Annotated in this window: 19 protein-coding genes; 2 read left to right on the forward strand and 17 right to left on the reverse strand. The window is 40.7% G+C overall.

Annotated features, from left to right (window positions below):
- Nucleotides 1–138: 138 nt before the first annotated feature.
- The 3 genes from CSV70_RS12385 to CSV70_RS12395 form a co-directional block, all read right to left on the reverse strand.
- Nucleotides 139–1428, reverse strand: coding sequence for a cation:dicarboxylate symporter family transporter (locus tag CSV70_RS12385; RefSeq protein ID WP_085132390.1), 1290 nt, complete (start codon nt 1426–1428; stop codon nt 139–141).
- A gap of 98 nt (nt 1429–1526) precedes the next feature.
- Nucleotides 1527–2402, reverse strand: coding sequence for a response regulator (locus CSV70_RS12390; protein ID WP_099661109.1), 876 nt, complete (start codon nt 2400–2402; stop codon nt 1527–1529).
- Nucleotides 2399–3673, reverse strand: coding sequence for a sensor histidine kinase (locus tag CSV70_RS12395; protein WP_099627831.1), 1275 nt, complete (start codon nt 3671–3673; stop codon nt 2399–2401). The genes CSV70_RS12390 and CSV70_RS12395 overlap by 4 nt, the downstream gene beginning before the upstream one ends.
- A 141-nt stretch (nt 3674–3814) precedes the next feature.
- On the opposite strand from CSV70_RS12395, the gene CSV70_RS12400 reads away from it, so the two are divergent.
- Nucleotides 3815–4465, forward strand: a complete 651-nt coding sequence (locus CSV70_RS12400) for an SDR family oxidoreductase (protein WP_099661108.1) — start codon at nt 3815–3817, stop codon at nt 4463–4465.
- Between the two features lie 211 nt (nt 4466–4676).
- Here the strand turns inward: CSV70_RS12400 and CSV70_RS12405 are convergent, their stop codons facing one another.
- The 14 genes from CSV70_RS12405 to CSV70_RS12470 all read right to left on the reverse strand — a co-directional run bounded on the left by CSV70_RS12405 (nt 4677) and on the right by CSV70_RS12470 (nt 16928).
- Complete coding sequence (locus CSV70_RS12405) at nt 4677–5525, reverse strand: ABC transporter permease subunit (RefSeq protein WP_099661107.1); 849 nt, start codon at nt 5523–5525, stop codon at nt 4677–4679.
- Nucleotides 5525–6313 (reverse strand): PhnE/PtxC family ABC transporter permease, encoded by a 789-nt coding sequence (locus tag CSV70_RS12410; RefSeq protein WP_085132385.1) that lies wholly within the window; start codon nt 6311–6313, stop codon nt 5525–5527. Before CSV70_RS12410 ends, CSV70_RS12405 begins: the two co-directional genes overlap by 1 nt.
- A gap of 13 nt (nt 6314–6326) precedes the next feature.
- Nucleotides 6327–7109, reverse strand: a complete 783-nt coding sequence (gene phnC, locus CSV70_RS12415) for a phosphonate ABC transporter ATP-binding protein (RefSeq protein ID WP_085132384.1) — start codon at nt 7107–7109, stop codon at nt 6327–6329.
- Between the two features lie 77 nt (nt 7110–7186).
- Nucleotides 7187–8230 (reverse strand): PhnD/SsuA/transferrin family substrate-binding protein, encoded by a 1044-nt coding sequence (locus CSV70_RS12420; protein WP_099661106.1) that lies wholly within the window; start codon nt 8228–8230, stop codon nt 7187–7189.
- Nucleotides 8231–8343: 113 nt separating this feature from the next.
- Nucleotides 8344–9141 carry a PHP domain-containing protein gene (locus CSV70_RS12425; protein ID WP_099661111.1) on the reverse strand — a complete coding sequence of 266 codons (798 nt, stop codon included), beginning with the start codon at nt 9139–9141 and terminating at the stop codon, nt 8344–8346.
- The gene (locus tag CSV70_RS12430; protein ID WP_099629393.1) at nt 9131–9856 is read right to left on the reverse strand and encodes a phosphonate C-P lyase system protein PhnL; all 726 of its coding nucleotides are present in this window, start codon (nt 9854–9856) and stop codon (nt 9131–9133) included. Before CSV70_RS12430 ends, CSV70_RS12425 begins: the two co-directional genes overlap by 11 nt.
- Nucleotides 9857–9882: 26 nt before the next feature.
- On the reverse strand, nt 9883–11064 hold the full coding sequence (gene phnM / locus CSV70_RS12435) for a phosphonate metabolism protein PhnM (protein WP_099627826.1): 1182 nt from the start codon (nt 11062–11064) through the stop codon (nt 9883–9885).
- Between the two features lie 14 nt (nt 11065–11078).
- A complete protein-coding gene (locus tag CSV70_RS12440) occupies nt 11079–11918 on the reverse strand; it encodes an ATP-binding cassette domain-containing protein (RefSeq protein ID WP_099627825.1) in 840 nt (279 codons plus the stop codon).
- A complete protein-coding gene (locus tag CSV70_RS12445; protein WP_099629391.1) occupies nt 11911–12777 on the reverse strand; it encodes an alpha-D-ribose 1-methylphosphonate 5-phosphate C-P-lyase PhnJ in 867 nt (288 codons plus the stop codon). The genes CSV70_RS12440 and CSV70_RS12445 overlap by 8 nt, the downstream gene beginning before the upstream one ends.
- The gene (locus tag CSV70_RS12450) at nt 12767–13882 is read right to left on the reverse strand and encodes a carbon-phosphorus lyase complex subunit PhnI (protein WP_085132378.1); all 1116 of its coding nucleotides are present in this window, start codon (nt 13880–13882) and stop codon (nt 12767–12769) included. Before CSV70_RS12450 ends, CSV70_RS12445 begins: the two co-directional genes overlap by 11 nt.
- The gene (gene phnH / locus CSV70_RS12455) at nt 13883–14479 is read right to left on the reverse strand and encodes a phosphonate C-P lyase system protein PhnH (protein ID WP_099629389.1); all 597 of its coding nucleotides are present in this window, start codon (nt 14477–14479) and stop codon (nt 13883–13885) included. It abuts the gene before it with no gap.
- 36 nt (nt 14480–14515) lie between these two features.
- Nucleotides 14516–14938 (reverse strand): phosphonate C-P lyase system protein PhnG, encoded by a 423-nt coding sequence (gene phnG / locus CSV70_RS12460; protein ID WP_099627822.1) that lies wholly within the window; start codon nt 14936–14938, stop codon nt 14516–14518.
- A 137-nt stretch (nt 14939–15075) separates the two neighbouring features.
- Complete coding sequence (locus tag CSV70_RS12465) at nt 15076–15768, reverse strand: GntR family transcriptional regulator (protein ID WP_099629388.1); 693 nt, start codon at nt 15766–15768, stop codon at nt 15076–15078.
- 260 nt (nt 15769–16028) lie between these two features.
- Entirely contained in the window at nt 16029–16928 is a 900-nt protein-coding gene (locus tag CSV70_RS12470) for a DMT family transporter (protein WP_099661105.1), read from the reverse strand.
- Nucleotides 16929–17062: 134 nt separating this feature from the next.
- Between CSV70_RS12470 and CSV70_RS12475 the strand changes: the two genes are divergently transcribed.
- Complete coding sequence (locus CSV70_RS12475; protein WP_085132373.1) at nt 17063–17497, forward strand: hypothetical protein; 435 nt, start codon at nt 17063–17065, stop codon at nt 17495–17497.
- The last annotated feature ends 136 nt before the right edge of the window (nt 17498–17633 follow it).

The raw sequence follows: 17633 nt of genomic DNA on the forward strand, positions 1-17633 counted from the left end.
AAAACCGCACTCTTGTTATTCCATACTGCTAATCATATAACAAATCAAGCATTCCTACAATTGAATGCCGTCACAATGCCTGCTCGACGTCATAAACTCCACAAAAAAACTGTCCTCACTCACGAGGACAGCCTTTCATTAAACTAATTTCTCTTCTGCAAAGACAAATTGTGGTTCGCGTTCTACTTTCTCAGGTTCCTCACCAAAGCGACCTTCCCACTTCGACAGTACTACTGTTGCAAGTGCGTTTCCGACTACGTTAACTACTGTACGTGCCATATCTAGCAAACGGTCGATACCTGCGATGAATGCCAATCCTTCAAGTGGAATACCCACTGTTCCAAGCGTTGCAAGTAAAACGACGAAAGATACACCAGGTACGCCCGCAATTCCTTTAGACGTAATCATCAGCACTAATACTAATGTAATTTGTTCCGTAATACTCAGCTGAATTCCATACATTTGCGCAATAAACATTGCCGCCAGTGCCTGATAAAGTGTAGATCCATCTAGGTTAAACGAATAGCCAGTTGGTACTACGAAAGATACGATATCTTTTGGACAACCGAACTTTTGCATTTTCTCCATTACTTTCGGTAACACGGTTTCCGAACTGGAAGTAGAAAACGCCAGAATTAATTCGTCCTTCAAAATCTTCATGAAGTGGAAGATGTTCACGCCGACCATCTTCGCGATTCCGCCTAACACGACGACGATGAAGAATATCATCGTAGCATATACGAGAACCATTAATTTCCCCATCGGAATGAGTGATTCCAAACCGAATTTGGACACCGTTACACCAATTAACGCGAATACACCAAACGGTGCGAATTTCATAATCATATTCGTTACCCAGAACATCGCGTCCGCGACCCCTTGGAAAACATCCAGTACCGGTTTGCCGCGCTCTCCGATTGCCGCTACACCTAATCCAAATAATACAGAGAAGAAAATGATTGGCAACATATCACCATTTGCCATCGAGTCTACGATATTACTTGGTACAATGCTGACCAATACATCCATAAAGCCGCCATTCTGCACTTCTTCTGTTGTTTGAACATATTGCGAAATGTCACCTTTTTCAAGAGAAGACATATCAATGCCCTCACCCGGTTTGAAAATATTAGCTGACATAAGACCAACAACAATCGCAATCGTTGTAACAATTTCAAAATATAAAAGCGTTTTACCGCCAAGCTTTCCTAATTTCTTAATATCACCTGTACCCGCTACTCCAATTACTAACGTTGAAATAATAATAGGTACAACAATCATTTTAATCATATTGATAAACATCGTGCCGATTGGCTGCAAATACTTTTCTACGCTAGGATTACCGTAGAAGATTGCACCGACTGCAATACCTAAAACCAATCCAATCAATATTTGGTAAGCCAAAGACAATTTAAATATCTTTTTCATCGATAATCCCCCTTTGACGTTCTCTGAAAACGCTTTCTTTCAGTAACTTATTCATATCTTACGGGGATCCTACAAAATTCTACAATATCCTACAAAAACTATTTTCGTTCTTCCACTATCTCCATATATAAAACATGCAGAAACTTTTTACTGTTCACTTTGATAGGCTTAATATCGTAAATTTCTTCTTGAATCTGTTTCATTCGCAGACTAATCTCTTGGAAATCAAAAAAACGCGGTGCATAGTATTCAAATTCATCTATCGTATAATCCACTGCCCCAAGTGATGCTAAATGTTCTATTGCGGTCAGGATCGCCCGACGAATTCTTTGCTCCATTGCCTTGCTCTCTTTGGGAATATCTTGGTCAGGTACACCTAGTTTAGTTAAGGTGTCTTCATATAGTCCTTTTAAAGGCGGTAGCTGAATAGCTCGTCGTTCGGTTAATACTTCCATAATGGCTACGATGTCGCGGCTCGCACTGTCACTGAAGATTCCCATATCGTGTAGCTTCTTTAGGACAATATCTTTTACCGGTTGTTGCACTTTTGGCTGCTCAACGGAAGCGAATTGCGCCAATGATTCCCGAATCGTTAGTAAGGAATTTTTCAGGCGTAGCTGTTCCGATGTACGTCGGACTATACTTTGCACTTCTATTTGATTGATCGGCTTATGTATGAAGAACTCTACACCGACTTGATAAGCTTCTCCAACCATTTCTTTATTGACCACTTGGCTCAACATAATGAATTGTCCACTGTAGCCTTCTGTCTTCAACTGTTGAATGGTTTCAATTCCGTCCAATTCAGGCATTAATAAATCAATCAGTACAACGTCTGGAGCCAAGGATAAGATTTGAGGGATAGCTTTTACTCCACTATCCGCCTCTCCAATTACCATTCCTTCTTGCTCGGTCAGGATGTTTTTCAGCATCACGCGGCTTGCTTTGTCATCATCTACAATAAAATACCTCATGCTTCTATCTCCTTCATGATGGATTCCATAGGGATTTTCACGGTTACGTTCAGTCCTTTATCCAGACGTTCTACATCAATAGTACCTTGCATCGCATCAATAATTGCGGAAACATGCGATAACCCGATACCTGTTGCTGCCGTTCCTTGATCCGTAAATTTCGTTGTATAACCCGGTTCAAAAATCACGTCTTCATGTTCAATAGGAATTCCTTTTCCTGTATCATGTACACTAAAATGCACCCATTCCTTATCACTGTCAATTGTAATGAATATACGGCCTTTTCTTTCAATCGCTTCTACGGCATTCGCTGTCAAATTGTTCAACACGGCAAGTAAAGGTACGTGCTGACCCGTTTGAAAATCCTCATTAATTGTAGTTTCTAATATGCATTCCTTACCAATCATTTCACTGTACTTTTCATTTGCAGTGACGACCATGTCGAGTAAATCAGATAAGTAAAACACTTCTATCTGCTGCCGTGTTGTCCACTTTGACAATCCAGCTAAAATACGCTGAGAATCCTTTTTCACTTCGTGGATTTCCTGCGCAATGTGTAATGCCTGGGTGCTAAGCTCCCGTTGATTCTGTTTTTTGAGCTTGCGGTACAGATCATGACTTGACGCGGTGATTTGTTCTATATGATTCATGGATTTTTGCAAATACAATGCTTCCGCATATAGTTCTGAGCCTACCCCGAGCATCTCTTCTACACGCTGCTTCTCTTTCGACAATGCCACAGAACTATATAACCCCACTGTGAAAAAACTACGCAATAATGCGACCCCTACTAGTACTCCCCATTCTTGACTATTAAGCAGTGAACTATGCAACCACCAGTTACGCAATGCGTGCTCAGACGTATTGCTAACTACTTCAAATAAGAAAGCTAACGCTCCCAGTCGAAGTGGGAAAGACTTATACTTTTCAAGCCCTACAACATGCCAACCTATCGCTACGATAAAGTAAAATAAAAACACTGGCATATGCAGTAGTAAACTATCAGACAAAGCAGCGCCAAACCATAGCTCTTTCATTACGCGAAATACGACTACAGTAACTGCTGTAACGAACCCTGTACGCAAAACTGAAACAGGCGGATAGATGAGAATCAGTAAAAAGAATACAATACCACCAAGCGCAAAACGGAACATTTCTCCGTCAAACGGCATCACTTTCAATTCACCGGTAAGAGCTGTCATGATTGCAATAAATACAATTCTGGCCGCTTCCGATTGATAGAATTGACGCCACATTAATTTTATATTCATAAGTTCTACTCCTAATAAAATAAGTAAGTGTACACGTATTATAGCAACCTGAATACCAATGTACAGTTTTGTAATGGAATAGGACGGGTATAGTAAGAAGGTACATTTATTATATTTATATATCGAAAGGATGAAAATACAGTGAAAGTATTAGTTGTAGGTGCAAACGGTCAAATCGGAAAGCAGCTAGTATCATTGATTCAAGATAGCGATACGCTTGAAGCAAAAGCGATGATCCGTAAGCAAGAACAAGCGGAACACTTTGAGAAGATCGGGGCTGAAACCGTACTTGTAGATCTTGAAGGCGAAGTAAACGACATCGTAGAGGCAGCAGATGATGTAGATGCCATCGTCTTCACAGCAGGCTCCGGCCCCAAAACAGGTCCAGATAAAACTATGATGATTGACCTCGATGGCGCTATCAAAACTATACAAGCTGCAGAAAAAGCCAATGTTAAACGCTTCATCATGATTAGTTCATACGACACTACACGTAAAGCAATCCAGGAAGCGTCGGAATCATTTGCTCCTTACGTTGTGGCAAAACACTACGCAGATGAATGGTTACGCACGACTGATCTAGACTATACAATGATTCATCCAGGTGCTTTAACAAATGACAAAGGAACAGGTAAAGTTGAAGCCGCGACTACTGTCGAACCAAAGGAAGTACCACGGGATGATATAGCGGAAGTCATTATCGCTTGTTTAGAAAACGACTCAACAATCGGCAAAGAGTTCCAAGTAATTGGTGGCGCTACATCGATTAAAGAGGCCATTAATGCATTATAAAAGCAAAAGCCTGTCCGGTATCGACCGTTCAGGCTTTTCTGATTACTTAGCAACTTGTACTAGCAGAATTCTTCCAAAAAACAAAGCAATATAATAGATAATTTAGATACCAACTTTAATCACGGAATAAAGAAACACTGAAGGCCAACTCCCCTTGAGTTGGCCTTCAGTGTACATACTATTCTCCCATTTACAAGGAGAAGTAGAGAACTCAATTTTTCATACTTGCAGGAAAATAGCGGTTTTTCAGCAATGTGGAGATGATCTCCAATACTATCGCTAGTACTAGGATCATATATGTAATCATTCCTACTTCACGCAAATCAAAGTAGAAGCTCGAAGCCATAAACAGCTCGAAACCGATACCTCCAGCTCCAGCTGCCGCTCCCATTGCAACTGCTACCGCAAAGTTAATTTCAAACCGCAGAAAAGTCCAGGACATAAGATATGTAAATGTCGAAGGGAGTATGGCATGTACTACAATATGCCACCAACCCGCACCCGTAGCTCTTAACGCCTCGATAATTCCTTTGTCCACTTCCTCAAACGCTTCAGAATAAGCTTTTACTAAATACGCAATAGAATGAAACAGCATGCCAAGCACTGCCGCTTCACTTCCTAATCCAGCTGCAATGGCAAAGATTAATACCCATAAAACCGTTGGGACGGCACGGATAAAGGCCAAAAAAACACGAACAATTTTAGTGATCCATTCATTGGTCAAATTAGTTGCTGCAGTCAGTGCTAGAAAAAACGAAAGAATGGCTCCCAGAATCGTTGATAAAAAGGCGAGTCCAAGCGTGATGCCCACTTGATAGAAGGCTTCTCCCCAACCGAAATGACTGAGGGCCGGTTCTAAAAACATAACCCGTAAATTATAGGCTGTTTCTTGGATAGCTTGTTGGATGTCGAGCCCTGTATAATCAAAAAATAGGAAGGCTAAGACAGTCAATACAGTTAGAAGTAGTATAGTCGACTGCATTACAAGCTGTACTTGATTGCCCGACTTTATACTAATCCGACCATCACTCCGCCGCTTGATATGTGTTGTCGCTTGCATTACAGAATCACCTTCCGTACATGGTTTGATAGTAGTTCAATGAGGATGACAGCCACGACGATACTGACAGTTACTAATGCCACTCCATGATAATTGAGTGTTTTATAATACAAGTCGAATGTGTAGCCGATCCCTGTCCCTGTCAAGATTCCTACCAACGTAGCATTGCGTATATTCGTTTCAATCATAAACAGTATCCAACTAATCATTTGCGGCAAGCACTCGGGAATGACCGCTTTCATAATAATTTGGATATATGTTGCGCCTGTTGCTTGTAACGCTTCTACCGCACTTTGGCTCGACTCATCAATGACCTCAATGAACGCCCGAGTTAGAAAACCTACGGAACCAACGAACAAAGCGAGATACCCTGTCAAAGAGTTCTGCCCAAACGATAGAAGTAAAATCAATGCCCAGGCTACTACGGGTATGTTCCTTGAAAGCGATGCTATAAACCTTGCCAGAATGCCAAGCCCCTTGCTCGTCCCCACCGATTTTGAGCCCATCACTCCCAAGAAAAGTGATAGAATAGTAGCTGTTGTTGTTGCCGCAATAGACATGAGGATAGTTTCAAGTAATTTGTCTAGAATGGTTGGCATACGTTCAAGTGATTCATCAGTGATCACCAAGTTGGAAAATATCCATATAAAAGCTTCTGGTAACGTCGCAAGTCCATGTAAAATATTAAAGTCTGTGATCACGGATGACAGATATGTTAATAATGTTAGAAGAAGGACCACTACGATCATCTGTTGGTTTTTCTTGTATCGCATTCTATTTTCATTCACAATAGTTAGCTCCTCATACCGTTGCTAGTTTTCTTACTACTGGCACAGGCTTTGTCTTAGTACCGTAAATGACATCCGTTCGTTCCATAGTCAATCGATGACTCATCTCATCAAAGACTACTTGTCCTTGCCTGAGCCCTATAATACGATCTGAATAATCGCGTGCCACTTCAACTTGATGCAGATTCACGATACATGAAATACCAAGTTCCACGGTGATGGACTTCAAATGATCCATGATGATTTTAGAAGCATTCGGATCAAGAGAAGCGATAGGCTCATCGCATAAAACAATTTTAGGTTCTTGGATCAATGCACGTGCAATGCCAACTCGCTGTTGCTGTCCCCCACTTAGTTGATCACAGCGCTTATAGGCGTGATCAGCAATCCCCAGTTTTTCTAACAAATAAAATGCTCGCTCTTTTTCTTCCTCTGTAAATCTGCCCATAACTCCTTGTAGTGTCGTTTTATACCCAAATCGACCATGTAGAACGTTTTCAATGACAGATAATCTGGGTACCAAATTATAATGCTGAAACACCATACCGATATCCGTTCGCAACTTTCGCAATTCCTTTTTGTTCAACGTCCCTACATCTGCTCCATCAAAGACGACTGCGCCTTCATCAATGTCAACCATTCGATTGATGCATCGAAGCAAGGTAGACTTTCCCGCGCCTGAAGGACCGATGATTGAAATGAATTCACCAGCTTCCACTTCAAAGTTTACATTTTGCAAGACTTTCGTTTGATTGTTATATGATTTCCCAAGCTGTTCTACTGTTAATAAAGACATATCTTCTCGCTCCTCTTTCATTCGAATATATATACAATCAAAGCGCACAATTCTATGCACGCTTTGATTAGACTTACCTATTCATTAAAAAGATTTCGGACCGGGTTAAACCAAGCGTCTTCAACTGGCTCAAAACGCTCTTCTTCTGTTTTATAGAATAACCCTGCTGCATTAGAATCTTTCGGGACGAAGATTTCTTCGTTATTGGCAAATTCATCTGAAGTGAATAGTTTTTGTAATTTATCAAAGTCTTCTTGACCAAGAACATTCGTATTCGCAACAAATGGAGCGTTTAGTACAGGCGTTACTTCCATTAGGGTGAATTCCTTACCAACTACACGATTAAATGGCTCAGCTGCATCTTTTTTTACTTTATATACTGATCCCACTTCATTCTCTTCACCTTCTACCACGTCTACATAGGATTCGACACACGTATCACAAAAAGCCGCCACGTCTGAACTGTCATTCAATACATTCACCGCTGAACCTTGATGGGAATTACCGAATAAGACTTGTGAAAATAGAGGGCCACCCTCCATTAGATCTTCGGAATTCAAGTTTCCATACTTCTTACTTTCAGCAAAATGCTCAATTATCGTTGAGGAAGGAATTACAAACCCTGAAGTTGAGCTATTTGAAACAAATGAAATGCTTTTCTCCGCTAATGTATCTAAAGAAAATTCACCGTTTACTTTAAAATTTTCTTGATCCTCTATGTCTACTGCAAGCCAACTATAATATAAGGCATCGTCCAATGTACCAGACGGGCCAGTGGAAACGACTAACGGCTTATTCGCTTCATTTCCTTTATTCGCTTGGACATACCCTTGCGCACCCATGTAGGCAAGATCCGCGTTATTATTCACCATAGTTTCAATTGCAATTGCATAATCAGTCGTCAATTTGTGCTCTACCGATTTCCCGGTTGTTTCCTCGATAGCTTTTCCAATTTCATCTCGTGCAGTTTTCATGTCATTTCCCGATTCATTCGGATACCAGACGATACTGATAACGTCATCCACTTCTTTTTTTTCCGCCCCCGCTTGGCCACTTGAACATGCAGACATTAGTAAGGTGACTGACGCAAGTATTGCAAAGACCGAATTCAATTTCTTCATCAAGTTCACTCCTCTTCAACTGGTTACTCCACTTTATTGAAACACAGAAAGATAACGCAAGGTGCGTATTTACAGGATCTTTATAGACTCTTTACACCATTTTTATCCGCCCCTTAAAAATTGGAAGGACTCACAATATCGCCCACTTCAATTTCTTTCCCAAATGCACCGTGAAAATCTGAGCCGCCTGTCATTAACAGATGATATTGTTTGGCTAGTTCTACAACTCGTCTATGATCTTCAGCTGTATGATCAAAGTGATGGCGTTCAATACCGTCAAGTCCAGCCTCCACCAATTCAGGGATCAAATCATATGAATCCAGCTGACCTGGATGCGCGACTACAGCCAATCCGCTGTCAGCTTTAATGGCTTCCACGGCATCATACACATCGATGTATTCTATATCACCTGAAGCGATACCCTGTCCTTTAAATAACTCTTTATATAATTGTTGATAGGCAACGGAAGTAAACGGATCCTCCGTCAGCTCTTTCATAATATGTTGTTTGTAAATTGTTCCGGAAGATTTCGCTGATTCAAGAATTCTATCCTTGTCAAGCAAATAACCGGCCTTTATGATTTGTTCTATTTGCCAAAGCGAGTGAGCATGCCTTCTTTCTAGTAAAGGTTGGCAAATCGATTGGATATGTACTGCATCGGAATCATAGTTGTAACCAAGCACATGTACCTTCCGTTGCCGCTGGAAATCATAAGCTGATATTTCAACTCCGGGTAGTGCCATGATGCCAAATTCCTTACTTACAGTTCGGATTTCTTCCCATCCGGCTACGGTGTCATGATCGACAAAACTAATATGTGTTAAGCCAGCCTGTACAGCCTTTTGAAAAACAGTAGAAACAGAATCCGAGCCATCTGAATAGTGACTATGAACATGTAAATCAGCTTTCAGAACCAACACCCACCTTATTATCTAGCACGAGTTTTTTCGCCTTCATGTCGAATACTTTGTCACATAACCCTTCCATGAACTCTATATCATGGAAAATCCCTACAAGCGTTGTCCCATTATTCTTTAGTTTTTCTATCATTTCACGAACTCTTACTTTTGATTGCTGATCTAAACTAGCAGTCGGCTCATCAAGCAATAATAGCCTAGGTTTTTTCACCGTAGCCATGGCAATGTTCAAGCGTAATTTCTCGCCGCCCGAGAAGGTATTTGGATAACTGTCCCATAGTTTGGGATCCAGTTCGAAATGAGCTAACGTTTTTTCAGTTTCAGCATTGGCTGTTATTTCAGATTCCCCCATTTCCAGCAACGCATTGGTCACTAACTGTCGGCAAGTTGTCCTTGGCATAACATTTAAAAATTGAGATACATAACCTATTTCGTATTTACGCAAGTACAGCATTTGTCGATCGCTCACTTGTGACAAGTCCACAAGTCCAAAGCTCTGTGAGTCGTATAGGATCTCACCTTCATCGGGTAAATACGTACGGTAAATACTTTTTAAGATCGTTGATTTCCCGCTCCCACTTTTTCCCACAATACCAATGAACTCACCAGCTTCTAAGGAAAAATGAATATTCTCTGTAGCTGACATGGTTTTGTCTAAATGATGAATAGTGAAACGTTTGCCGAATCCAGCGATTTTCAGTATGGACATCACGATGATGCTCCTCTCCAATTACATTAGTTTGTGCGGTAATTTGTTTTCGTAATTAGCTTTCCGTTTACCATTGTCGTCGTCAACATCGGATAACCGTCATCCATTCTCTCAATGACTAGCAGGTCGGCTTTCTTCCCAATTTTAATGGATCCCAATTCATCATCTATTCGAACTGCTTTCGCCGGATTCAATGTAACCATCAAGAACATTTTGTGCAGATCGTTGCCATATTGCTCATGCAATGCAAAGACCGCATGCAAGAGACCCGCTGGATAATAGTCACTGCATAAAATATCTACACAACCGTGACGAATTGCTTCTGTTGCAGATAAATTGCCAGAATGTGAACCACCGAGTAAAACATTGGGAGCACCCGCAATCGTATGCAAGCCAAGTTCTTTCGCTTTCTTCGCAACTTCTAACGTAATCGGAAATTCGCTAATGGTCGTACCAAAGGTTTTCACTAATTCGAGTTTTTGAGTATTGTCATCATCATGAGAGGCAATGGCAATACCTTTCTTCGCAGCAATCTCTGCTATTCCCTTAATGTTTTCAGTCGTTAGAGACTCTGTTGTTTGTCTTTCCGCGATCAGCACATTGATGTCTGAATCCGATAGATCGCGGTATCCTTTTAATGTTTCACGGTACACTTCTAAATTACGATATTGCCCTTGTCCCGGCGTATGATCCATAAAAGAGAGCAAATGTACTTTGTCATCTTCTATATTCTGCACAAGACTCGCCACACCATCCATATTGTCAATCTCAAATCGTGCATGTAAACGATGACGGATCAAGTGCAAATTCCTATGTGTGGAATGGATGGCATCGATCATACGCTGGATATTCTTTGGATGGTGCATCGTTTTCTTTGTAAAGACGTCTTCCCCATAAAAGGACAGGGAGTGAAACATAGTCGTAATCCCGTGACTGATCAAAATTTTTTCAGCCTCTCGCAAACTTAAATCGAAATCCATCATGCAAGAAGGTCTTGGCGATGCAATGGTTTCAATATAATCAGAATGAATGTCAATAAACCCCGGAGAAATAAATCCGCCGCCGGCATCTATCCGGTTAGCTTCAGGAAATTTCATAACGTCTTCCTGGGGGATGATATCTTGAATGAATTCTCCTTCTACAACAACCGCAAAACCTTCAAGTATTTCATTTTCCGTTATGATATTCCCATTGTGGATTACATACATATCAGCAGCTCCTCCTATAGTAATGAGTACACCAGTTGTTGTGTATACGCATGTTGTGGGTCTTCTAAAACTTGATCTGTCAAACCTTCTTCAATTATTTCGCCGTTTAACATGACAATAGTACGGTCAGCCAGCATCCGAATCACTGCCAAATCATGTGACACCACGATCATGCTGATTTGTAGTTCTCTTTGGATTTTTTTGATTAAATCTAGTACATTTGCTTGCACCGACAAGTCTAGCCCAGTTGTTACTTCATCCAAAAACAAAATAGGTGGGTTATTCGATAACGCTTTAGCAATTTGTACGCGTTGCTGCATCCCACCCGAAAAATTTTCAGGTTCCTCTTTCATGCGATGCAACGGAATATGAACATTCGTAAGCAACCTTTTTCCTGTGGCCTCCATATCCGACACATTTCGATTTCCTGCCGCAATTAATTTTTCCGCTATATTGCCAATCGATGAAAAGTTCATCTTCAGCCCGTGGACGGGATTTTGATACACCATGCCATAATCATGATTTCGAATCAACCGCTTTTGCTGAGAGGATAATTCAAAAACATTTTCATTTTCTTTCCCCGGTCGGTTAATGTATGCCGCTCCGGATGTGATGTCGGTATCAAAATATAAGCACTGCATCATCGTCGATTTGCCGCTTCCACTTTCTCCAACAATCCCCAAAATTTCTCCACGATAAAGATCTAAAGAGACGTCTCGCACGGCAAAAACTGTTCCACAATTTTTACAGTAATTTTTCTCCAAACTATTTTGCTGTATATCTCGGCATACAAGACAGCCCGCGCCATATTGCTTACGCAAATTCTTAACCTGTAAAATCGGAGTTTCATGCATATGTGCTTTCCACCTCGACTTTCTCTTGTTTATTTAATTGTTCTATACAATAAGCCGAATCGTTGCACTGATAAATCGTTTCACTCTTTTCGTGATCTATGAGTTCATCCAGGAAAACATCTACTGCTCCACATAAATGACAATGAGCTCCTTCAAAAGATTCGACAGTAAATGGATAATCATCAAAAGCTAACGATTTGACGGATGTATATGGCGGTACAGCATATATTTTCTTTTCTCTTCCTGCTCCCAGAAGGATCAATGCTTCAGAATGATTCATTTTTGGGTTGTCGAATCTTGGAATCGGGCTTGGCGCCATGACATAACGATCGTGAATGGACACGGGATGATCAGCAGTTGTCGCCGTTTTTCCATACTTCATAATTTGCTCGAACAACATCAGCCATGCACCACTATAATCATCTTCTGCGTGCATACATTTTGTCACATACTCTCTAGCTTCAATGGCACGCAGAGGTTCTGGTATCGGTACTTGTAACACAAGAATTTGCTCTTTCGTCAATGAACATTCCGGAATCCGGTGCCTTGATTGAATGATGTCAGCTTGCTCTGTACACTCTGTCAGTTGTACACCCGTTGTATCTTGAACTAGCTTTTTGATACTCACTGCATTGACCGATTCATCAGAGCCTTGGTCGATCACTTTCAGCACATCTGTTTGGCCAATAAGAGAAAGTGTAAGCTGCAAACCACCTGTTCCCCAGCCCCGTGCAATGGGCATTTCCCTAGAAGCAAATGGCACTTGATAGCCTGGAATCGCTACAGCTTTTAGAGTAGCGCGACGAATTTCTTTTTTTGAACCTTCATCAAAAAAAGCAAAATGCGTGTTAGCCTTCATTGACCTGCACCCCTTTCTTCACTTGCCGAATACTGTCTAATTTAGATTGGAACGTCACGTAATGTGGTAGCTTCAAGTGGGAAATAAACCCACTGGATTCCACTGAATCAATGTGAAGCAGTACAAATTCTTCATCATGCGTTGGAAATTCATCATTTAGGTGTTCTAGACATTGATCGAGAATACTCATTGCAATCGTTTTGGTTTCATTTTGTCCATAACAAATCCCATACCCAATCTCAAATTCCAGTTCGTCTTCATTGTGTTCATTTTTCACATTGACGGGCACAAACGATTCTACTTCGGTTACTTGAATGTCACCGATATAAAACTCTTCGTCCGCTGAACCATCTTCTTCGTTCGGATGCTTAACGTAAATCGGTAGCGAACCTACACGCACTTCACCTACAGTAGGATGGACTTCTCCATATCCACGCAACGAGGCATATGCCAAAGAAGTGAGCGCACCTGTTTGTCCGCGGGTCAGGACTTGCAGTCTCGCACTGCGGCTTGCCGGAAATTCCAAACTTCTTTTCGTAATATCTTCAGGTTCTGTATTATCCATTTCATATTGTTCAAACAATCCTTCTTTACGAAGGTACTCTACAACTTTCGGATAGCGTTCAATCGTTTCTTCCACTTTCACCTCTTGAAGTTCTTTAGCATAGCTGTGCAGCCAATGCGTATTATCAGCTTTTTTTTCATTGATCAAATCAAAATCTAAAAGCCGATGTGTATAGTCATATGTGGCACCCAATAATTGACCGCCTGGTATATCTTTAAAGCTTGCAGAAATTCTTCGTTCTACAAACATCGCTTCTGTTTCAACTGACTGGCTGTAATACAATCTCGGCAAGGTAGATCGGTGGGCACGCATAAGGAATACTGCTTCTTCCATGCTTCCCTCTGCTTGCTTGATCGCCAATGCCGCCAATTGCGGTGAATATAAACTACTTTCCGACATGACTTGATCAACCAAAGCTCTCATCGTCGACAAAATAGTTTCTATTTCAAGGATGGCTTCCCCTTTAAGCCGTTCAAACTTCACTCGTTTGATAGAAGCCTCTATCGCCTCTGTGCCTCCTTTTACAGGAACATAACCCACTTATCCCACCTCCTTACATGCCACTGCCGTTGTTCTGGGTACGCAAGCAATTTGTGAATCTTGATCTATAAAAATCAAGTCGATTCCCATCGGAAATTCTTTCGTTCGCTGATTTCGTGCTTGCCATAATACTTCTGGAAATCCTGTTTGCAAGAGCACTTCCGTTTGAATACCCGGACCTTTTAAAACCGTTTGACCATCATTTTGTAAAACAGGACTTTCAACAAGCCAAGTGGAAGATTGCTGTGGATCGATGAGAGAACCGATTTTACAACGTTCCATAGCCTGTTGTATCTCTTGCTCATTGTCTTCGTAAAGGACTATGACAAAATCAGCTTCATGAATGGCTGCATATTTAGCAGACGTATATTCCGATATCTTTTCTATTAGCTCTTGGTGTTCATTGGATATAATATGGAAAGTGGCCTCTCCATCCAATAATGCCATGGCAGTTAAAAGTAAAGCTTCACTGCACGGAATAGAATAATCCATTCGTTTCATCGGTTCAGTAATGGATGAAATCGTGCCAGGTCGTGACATACTATGCAGTAATTTACGATAGACATATTGCAAATCATGTACTTTATCAATCGCCATACTCTCTCTCCTGTCTACTTTGTTTCAAGTAAGTATTTATATTTCCATCGTTTCAAAATTGACTTTTGTACCGATTAATTCTGCTTGTCGTCTTGCTTTTTCTTTTCTGATTTCATCCTCAGCAGCAATCAACTGGGGTTCCCATAGAGACGTTTCAGGCAACTCGGCTTTATACGCTGCATCGATGATTGCCAAATGCTTAGCAAGCTCCTCTTCCATCCCCGCGACAATGCCGATGCCGATGCGATTGGCAATTTCCACTTTTACTTCCGTTACCAGGACTTCACCCATATAGAACAAGGAATTCTTAGCCGTTTCACGCATTTTGATCATCGTCATTCCATATTGAGGCGCTGTAATTTCACGACACTCATATGCAGCCGTTATGGTTTCAGCAAATACTTTTGCAAGATGGCCTCTTTCTTGAATAAGAATTTCCGTTCTTTTTCTTCTTTTCATATGTGCTCCCTCCTTTTCTATAAATTAATAGTAACTTGTCGCCAAGTTGGTGAGTTTTAAGATACGGTTAGTATATTGTAAACATCCTTTACAATTGGACATAAAAAAACAAGCAAGGTGGAGAGACCTTTGCTTGTTTATGAATTCATTGTAATATCATATTTGAACTTATCGCTGCGATATAGCACTTTAGTATATTCAAGCACCTTACCAGTTTTCTGGTCCACACAGTCGCTTTCAACCATTATGAGCGGGACCATGCTTTTGCAAGATAACAATTGTTGCTCGCCAGCAGTTGGAAATGTGATGCTTAGCAGGGATTTGCGGCTGTTAAATTCTCCATAGCCAAGTTTCCGATAATAGCCAAACATTGATTGGATATCGAAGCCATCTTCTTTAATACGCGGTATAGTCGTCTCGCTGACAAAAGAATAATGAATAGCGATTGGCTCACCGTCAATCAAACGCAATCTTCCTATTTTGTAAATAGCGTCTGATTTCTTCGTTTCCAATACTTGATACATATGTTCGTCGTACGTTATTTTTTCACAATCTATCGTGCGGGTTTCCAATTCATACCCTAAAGCCTTCATCTTTTCAGTAAAACTCGTCCCCGCAGTTAAAGACAGCTGAATTTGTATTGCCTGCTCTTTTAGAAACCGTCCTTTGCCTTGTTTTGAATAAATAAAACCCCGTTCCTCTAACTTTGTTAATGCATTCCTAGCAGTTATCCTGGGTACATTATGTGTTTTTGCCAGAATGTTTTCAGAGGGCAATCTTTCCCCATATGCGATAGTCTTTGAAACAATTTGTTTCATCAGTTCATCCATAATGATTGTTTCCTTTTCCGTAGAAATGATAGCCATCTCCCTTTACGAACTGTTATAGCAGACATATTTTCTATCATATTGTACTATACTTCGGATTTGAAAAGATAAAAGATAGCACATAGGAATTCAGCAAATCCCTATAAACTCAACCTATTTTGAATGAGTCGACACTGTACCAATAAAAGGTATTACGTCAATTTTTGATTGTTTTATGAGGTTTGAACTATTGGAGCAGTAACTCTTCTTTTTCTTCAATACTCCTAATCATTATTATCGATCAATGTAACAGGAACCTTCTTTTGATAATTAACAAAGCAAATACTGACAACGACTAACAACAAGCCTACCCATAATGTATGCGTCATCGGTTCACCGACAAATACTGTACTGATAAATACAGAAATGACGGGGACTAAAAAGGTAAAGACAGCCACCTTGCTTGCCTCTCCCGCACGAATCAGCGAATAATAAATGATATAGGCAACAGGAATTCCCAGCGTTGCGCCAAATCCAAGCCCGAATAAATACATTGGATGCCACTCTATTGCAGACCAACTCTCTGTAATGGCACTGAGTACAAGTAGCACCACACCTCCTATAGTAAATTGCATCGCAACCATCCAATACGCATCGATTTCTCCACTTACTTTCTTCACATATGCAACGCCAATTGCCCAAAAGAAAGCTGTCAGTACACCTAATAGCACACCCAGTATGGAAATATGAGTAGTGAAGTGCTCAACACTCACTACAATAATTCCTATGAACCCAATTAACAGGCCCGTTACTTTAATTGGAGTCATTCTTTCATCCAGCCACATCCAAGCAAATAATCCAAGAAGAACCGGCTGGAAATATACGAGTACAGAGAATAACCCGCCTGGTAAATAGTGAAGTCCAATCGTATGCAATCCGAAAAACAGGACGGTGTTGAACAAAGCTGAAATACAATACTTCCGCCAATGTTGACGCCATTGCAATCTGTCACGCAGTTTTATAATCAGCAATGCAATTAAACAACCGCCAAGCAACGCACGCATTCCCGAGAATAATAGTGGCGGTGCATACACGATAGATAGTTTGTAAATCGGCCAGCTAATCCCCCAAATCATTACTAAAACTGCCAACGCTACAGAAGATTTTGTAAATAGCTTGTTCACTCCTCCATCCTTTCTACTTATATTAATCATTTGAATCTAGTCTATTCTCGTAATCTTTTTTATGACTCTAATCAAAGACAAAGGTTTTCTTTTTTGCAAAAGTTCCTTATGATTACTAATGGAGGCGATTTTTCTTGAAAAAACTATTTGCCATGATGATAACTGTTGCGGTATTAGCAGCTTGTAGCAATGAAGAGCCAAAAGAATCGGTTGAATCAACGAAGCCAGCAGAAGAGACAGCACCGATAGAACAAGCAAGTGACGAAGTGGAAGAAGGTTTAAAAGCAGATACGGTAGAACGAGAGTATGCTGCATTCGCTGATGATGAAGTACCCGTCAATTCCAAAGTGAAGTTTCTTGGAATTGTAACGGCTATTAACGAAGATACGTTTACCGTGGAAAGCAAAGCGGACGAATCGTCGGATAAATTTGTATATGTAAAAGATATCCGACTAGGAGAACGTACGGATATTATGGAAGGCTTCGAAGTTTCCGTTTATGGTACGTATGATGGTAAAGACGATGAAAATGTACCAGTCATTAAAGGAATTTTTATTGACGCTGACTGAAAATCGAAAGGATCAATCAGAACTGGTTACTTTATACGTTTTGATAGGGAGAACAACAGGTAAAGTACTGTTGCAGTAGTAGTGCCACAAGAATACAAAAGCACTATACGAAAATGCCGCTTTTAGAAAGAGGGGA

Origin of the sequence: Sporosarcina sp. P25 (assembly GCF_002743235.1) — a bacterium.
Classification (GTDB): Bacteria; Bacillota; Bacilli; order Bacillales_A; family Planococcaceae; genus Sporosarcina; species Sporosarcina ureae_B.